Raw genomic sequence first — 5,250 nt, 5'->3', positions numbered from 1 at the left:
TTCCATTAATGGAACATGCTTATAAGCCGCTGCATGAAAAACAATTTCAGGGTTATATTTCTTAAATATTTTTTCCATACCATTTTTATTGCGTACATCAGAAATCACAGAAAACACATCTACTTTTAATTCTAATTTTTCTAATTCTAATGACAAATGGTGTAACGGTGTCTCAGCTTGATCTACTAAAATCAAAGCTTTAGGCTTAAATTGCAGTACTTGCCTTACTATCTCACTACCTATAGATCCTGCAGCGCCAGTTATTAATATAGTTTTAAACGAAATTTGCTTTGATATTACGCTGTTTTCAATAACTATAGCTTGTCTTTCAAGTAAATCTTCAATTTGAAAGCTTTTTATTTTTTCAGAAATTTCAAATTGACTTTCCCAATTTACAACTAAAGGTACTGTAAATACTTTTATATTATTCTCTAAACAATCGTCAACAATATTTAGCCTTTCGTTTTCTGTAAGTGCTTTTTCAACAATAATTAACGTAGAAGCTTTTAAACTTCTTAAAATAACGGACATCTTTTTGTTCGTATAAAACAGAGGCAGTCCTAATATACTTTTTGATTTACTAGATTTTGATTTATCTACAAAGCCTATAACTTTAAACCTTAGAGGATTTTCAGCTTTAATAGCATTAGCAACAGCTATTGCATTCGCGTCTGATCCTAATATCATAGCTGGTTTTGAATTATTATTAGCATCATCGAAATATAATAGCTTTTCAAAAACGTATTTTATAAAAATTCTAAATGAAAACAAAAGTGAAAGTGATAAAACAAAGCCAATTAGTAAACCCGGAATTATAAATATTTTTTTGTCAAAAACCCAATAATGCCAATAATTTAAACTAACAAGTGCTACTAATGTACTAAAAGTAGCAAAAAGCAACTTCATTCCATCAACAAAACTTGAATACCTTATAATTCCTTTATACGTTTTAAATAAAAGAAAGAAAAAACAATTCGTTCCAATAATTAACCCATTTAATTCGTAAAAACTTAATGTATCATAGGGAGTTAATTTTATGTTTAAAAACAAAAAATTTGTAATTACAATTGTAATTGATATAATTATTAAATCAATTAACAAAATAATCCACATGGGCAAATAGCCAAATGATTCTAATTTATTTTTAACAAATAAGTATGTTTTATCCAATTTCTAATTATCAATATTAAGAGTTAAAATTATAATGCAACTTTTGATAAATCGTGTAGGGTATTTCAAAAAAAAATGAAATGAAATAGCTTTTTGAGTCTAAGGATTTTGTTCTATATTAAATTTTATCATATTTGTCTTTTTTTTTCAAATTTTAAAAAAATCATAATTGACCCGAGAATAGAAAAATAAAATTATTATGATTCTTAAAAATAAAATTTATGTAAACTTCTTGCTAAAATTAGTTCACACTCCTTTTTTAATAGATTCTAATATTTAATAGTACATTTATCAACTACCTCTCTTCCACTATTTTTTTAATTCTGTCTGTTATTAAATATTTCAAAATATTATCAATATTTAGTATTGCCTTTTTATTGTATAGCACTATAAATATCTTCCAAAAAAAACATCGCCTTTATAAGTAGCCATATCTTTTAATTATTTAGAAGAACATAAACAAAACATACACATTTTTATTTTTTTGGTAATTTTTTTTATACAAATATTAATTAAAAATAATACATCATATTCGTTTGTTTTATTTAAAACTCAAAATTACTTATTTTTTATGACATAAAGCAACAAAATCGTCTAAAAAAATAAAATACGTGTTTAAATTTATTATTAATAAAATGTTAATTTAGTGCACTAAAAACAATATTCTCTCTTTTCTTTTAATTTTTATTGATTGTCCGTAATTACCCCTAATTAATAAAAAAGTATTATTTTTGTTAAAATAAAGAGATGAATTTATTCAGTTTTTCGGCAAATTTTGGAAGTGAAGAATCTTTTAGGCTCCATTTTAAAGAAGAAAGAGATAAAATCGGAGTTCAATGTAAATACGGAAGTTAAGAACATTTTTGGATAAAAAGTGTTTGGAGTTATAAATGTAGAAGTAGAATTTCTTTACGTAGTGGGACAATTATGCAAAGTACCAACTTATCATTTTTGATTTGGTACAAGACTATGTTTCTAATGACAGCTACAAAAAAGGTTTTTCTAGTAAAGAAATTCAAAAACAACTCGGATTAAAGCGACACGAACCTTTTTGGGCTATGGTTCATAAATCGAGAAAAGCAATGGGCAACAGATATGCACGTTATACTTTGGAAGGAATGATAGAATTTTACGAAGGATATTTTACAGTTAAATCGTCAGAAATAGAACAGGAAAAAGGTATTCGTGGTCGTGGTGGAGTTGGGAAATCTAATGTTGCAATTATGACAGAATCAACTGTTTTAGAAGATGTTGAAACAGGTAAGAAATCAAATCAATGCAGATATTTTAAAGCTAAAGTTTTGACAGATCATACTTCTGAACAGATAAATGAAACCATTGTGGAATCAATTTCTGAAAAAAGTATTCTTTTTACAGATAAAAGCACTTCTTATATAGATATTGTAGACAATGTTGAAATACACATAACAGAAAAATAAAATAAAAAAACTACAAAAGAAACTTTAAAATGGGTTCACATAGCAATTAGTAATGCAAAACGTAATTTTCTTGGTAATTACCATAAAATAAAAGGTAAATATCTACAATTGTATCTAAATGAGTTCGTTTATAAACTCAATAGACGCTATTTTGAAGAAAAATTATTTGACAGACTAGTAATAGCAAGTATTACAGGATTATGACAGAAAACGGATAATCAAAAAAAATTTTATTAAAATAGCGTTTTCCAAATAATTTTTAGATCGCCATACATAGAGTTTGAATAATAATAGTCTAAATTTATTTTAATTTTATCAGGAAATATAACTGTATCATTATACTTTAAAGGATTTTCTTGCTTTGCAAGTATAGCGTCTTCATAAGCGTATTTAATACTTGCCGTACTCGTTAATCCTGGTTTTAATTCTAGTATTTTTCTACTCTCTCCTTCTAGAATATCATAATATCCTTCAACATCTGGTCTAGGACCTACAAAACTCATTTCTCCTTTTAACACATTCCACAACTGGGGTATTTCATCTAATTTAGACTTTCGCAAAAATGCACCAAATTTAGAAACAGGCTTTTCTGGTGAAAGACTAAATGTTCGTATTTTATAAATTATAAAAGTAGTACCAAACTGTCCTATTCTTTCTTGAAGAAAAAAACCATTTTGTTTAGTATCTATCGTAGCCAATACATACAAAATTAAAAGAGGTCCCATTAAAAAAAGGAGGCCTACTAATGCAAAAATTAGATCAAAGAGTCTTTTATACATACAAATTGTACTTATTTTTTATTTAATATAAATAGTTACATCGTTAATTGTTAAAAAAAAACCTAATTAAAAATTAACACTTTTTACTACCGCTGCTATCCTTTCTTGATCTTTTTCTGTTAAATTAGATCCCGAAGGTAAACATAGTCCGTTTTCAAATAAAGTTTCTGCAACTTTATTTCCGTAATATGGATATTTGGAAAATATCGGTTGCATGTGCATGGGTTTCCACAAAGGACGTGATTCTATGTTCTCGGCTTCAAAAGCAAGTCGTAAAGACTCACGAGTAATTCCGTTTGTTTGCTTGGGATCTATCAAAATGGCACTCAACCAGTGATTCGCAAAATAATGGTCATTGGGTTCTGAAAAAACGGTAACACCTTTTACCCCTTTAAATAAGTTTACATAAAAATGATGCATAGCTCTTCGCAAGGCTACATGTTTATTTAAAACTTCCATTTGACCACGGCCAATACCTGCACAAATATTACTCATTCTGTAATTATAACCTATTTCAGAATGCTGATAATGAGGCGCATTGTCACGGGCTTGTGTGGCATAAAAAACGGCTTTGTCTTTTATTACTTTTGTTTTAGCTACAAGAGCACCACCGCCCGATGTGGTAATGATTTTATTACCGTTGAACGACAAAACACCAATATCGCCAAAGGTTCCACATTTTTGGCCTTTGTAATGACTGCCTAATGCCTCTGCACTGTCTTCTATAACAGGTATTTCATATTTTTTTGAAATTGCCATTATTTCATCTACCTTAAAGGGCATTCCGTATAAATGAACTCCTATAATTGCTTTTGGTTTTTTACCTTTTGAAATTCGATCAATTATCGCTTGTTCTAAAGCAACAGGGCATAAGTTCCAAGTGGTTGATTCACTGTCTATAAAAACAGGTGTGGCACCTTGGTATAAAATTGGGTTAGCAGAAGCTGAAAAAGTAAAACTTTGACATATAACCTCATCTCCTGCTTGCACTCCTAATAAAATAAGTCCTAAGTGTATTGCTGCAGTTCCAGAACTTAAGGTTGCAACATGTGAATTATTTTCTAAGTAATTTTCTAAATCTTGCTCCAAACCATTTACATTAGGTCCTAAGGGTGCTACCCAATTTGCATCAAAAGCTTCTTGAATATATTTTTGTTCGTTGCCTCCCATGTGTGGAGAAGACAACCATATTTTAGTGTTATTCATTTATGCATGAAATTTAATTGGTTTTGCAGGAATTCCTACTGCGGTACACTTTTCTGGCATTGTTTTAGAAACTACAGCTCCTGCTCCTATAATGGTTTGGATTCCAATTTCTAATTGATTGATAATTGTTGCACCTGTACCCACATACACTTCTTCATGAATTATTACTTCTCCTGAAATATTTACTGAAGGCATAAAGGAAGCAAATGAATTTATTACAGTATCATGACCGACGGTACACATTAAATTTAAAATTACAAAATCTTTTATTATTATATTACATGTTATAATTGTACTAGCACAAATTATACAACCTTTTCCAATTGAAACAAATTCACCACCAATAAGTACACTTGGGTGAATTAACGTTGGAAAATTTATTTTTGAGTTTGTCAATTTTTTAACTATTTTTCTCTTTAAATCTGGTGTTGCTATAGCAATAACAATATTAATTTGATAATCAATATTTGCTAAATCGGCCACAGTGCCTAAAACTTGATTATAGTTAACTTTAGTTCCAACAGGAATTCCATCATCATAATATCCTATAAATTCAAATGTATTTTCTTTTTGATTGATTTGATCAATAAGCATTTTAACTTCTCTCCCAAATCCACCTGCTCCAATAATTGCGATTTTTTCCATATTTTATTTTT

4 protein-coding genes and 1 pseudogene are annotated in these 5,250 nt (G+C 28.6%); 1 reads left to right on the top strand and 4 read right to left on the bottom strand.

The features are described 5' to 3' along the window. Positions 1-1,170, bottom strand: a 1,170-nt coding sequence (locus AABM47_RS00855; protein WP_338409029.1) for a polysaccharide biosynthesis protein, incomplete at its 3' end; no start/stop codon positions are given. A 747-nt stretch (positions 1,171-1,917) separates the two neighbouring features. On the opposite strand from AABM47_RS00855, the pseudogene AABM47_RS00850 reads away from it, so the two are divergent. Continuing rightward, a pseudogene (locus AABM47_RS00850) lies at positions 1,918-2,813 on the top strand (IS1595 family transposase). Between the two features lie 29 nt (positions 2,814-2,842). Here the strand turns inward: AABM47_RS00850 and AABM47_RS00845 are convergent. From AABM47_RS00845 to AABM47_RS00835, 3 genes are all read right to left on the bottom strand, one after another. Then, complete coding sequence (locus AABM47_RS00845) at positions 2,843-3,388, bottom strand: sugar transferase (RefSeq protein ID WP_338409028.1); 546 nt, start codon at positions 3,386-3,388, stop codon at positions 2,843-2,845. A 66-nt stretch (positions 3,389-3,454) separates the two neighbouring features. Further along, the gene (locus tag AABM47_RS00840) at positions 3,455-4,594 is read right to left on the bottom strand and encodes a DegT/DnrJ/EryC1/StrS family aminotransferase (RefSeq protein ID WP_338409027.1); all 1,140 of its coding nucleotides are present in this window, start codon (positions 4,592-4,594) and stop codon (positions 3,455-3,457) included. Further along, a complete protein-coding gene (locus tag AABM47_RS00835; RefSeq protein ID WP_338409026.1) occupies positions 4,595-5,239 on the bottom strand; it encodes a NeuD/PglB/VioB family sugar acetyltransferase in 645 nt (214 codons plus the stop codon). Between the last annotated feature and the right edge of the window lie 11 nt (positions 5,240-5,250).

Origin of the sequence: uncultured Flavobacterium sp. (genome assembly GCF_963925415.1) — a bacterium.
Lineage (GTDB): Bacteria > Bacteroidota > Bacteroidia > Flavobacteriales > Flavobacteriaceae > Flavobacterium.
This window is presented reverse-complemented; position numbering and strand designations above follow the sequence as displayed.

Bases quoted from the DNA above. Each gene is read 5' to 3' on its own strand.
- AABM47_RS00845 (WP_338409028.1), bottom strand. From the start codon at position 3,388: ATGTATAAAAGACTCTTTGATCTAATTTTTGCATTAGTAGGCCTCCTT.
- AABM47_RS00840 (WP_338409027.1), bottom strand. From the start codon at position 4,594: ATGAATAACACTAAAATATGGTTGTCTTCTCCACACATGGGAGGCAAC.
- AABM47_RS00835 (WP_338409026.1), bottom strand. From the start codon at position 5,239: ATGGAAAAAATCGCAATTATTGGAGCAGGTGGATTTGGGAGAGAAGTT.